Source organism: Microvirga sp. HBU67558 (assembly GCF_018069605.1).
GTDB classification, from domain to species: Bacteria; Pseudomonadota; Alphaproteobacteria; order Rhizobiales; family Beijerinckiaceae; genus Microvirga; species Microvirga terrae.
The window spans coordinates 1-453 of sequence record NZ_JAGPUP010000196.1 but is presented as its reverse complement, the minus strand read 5'-3'; the positions used below and the strand labels follow the sequence as shown (position 1 = coordinate 453).

1 protein-coding gene is annotated in these 453 nt (G+C 55.8%); it reads right to left on the bottom strand.

Features of this window, described 5'->3' with window-relative positions; genetic code table 11:
• Nucleotides 1–79: 79 nt before the first annotated feature.
• On the bottom strand, nucleotides 80–289 hold the full coding sequence (locus tag KBI52_RS00805) for a cold-shock protein (RefSeq protein WP_204242415.1): 210 nt from the start codon (nucleotides 287–289) through the stop codon (nucleotides 80–82).
• Nucleotides 290–453 lie beyond the last annotated feature (164 nt).

Below are 453 nucleotides of genomic sequence, written 5' to 3'. Positions count from 1 at the left end.
GTAGAAGAGCGCTGCCTGATCATGGCGGCGCTCATTAACTTGTCCGGTCCAGCCTCAGCTTAAGCTTTGACAGGTTCAATCAAGCCTTTTGCAGATTGGTTGCCGACTCTTTGCCGGTCCGGCGGTCGGCCTCCACCTCGTAGGAGATCTTCTGGCCTTCCACGAGCCCGCGCATACCAGCCCGCTCAAGCGCCGAGGCATGGACGAATACATCCTTGCCGCCATTGTCGGGCTGAATGAAGCCATAGCCCTTCGTTTCGTTATACCACTTTACAGTACCAGTCGCCATTGTCGTCCCTAATCCCTCTCCATCGGCGCAGAATGGTGTCTTGATCCCATTCTGCCTTACCGTCCGCACCCCCAGCAAAGGGAAGGCTAGTTGCGCTACCAAGGGTTGGCAAGCATCAATGGAATGCCCCTCCTTCAGTTGCTCTGTTGAGAAATCCGCTGCTT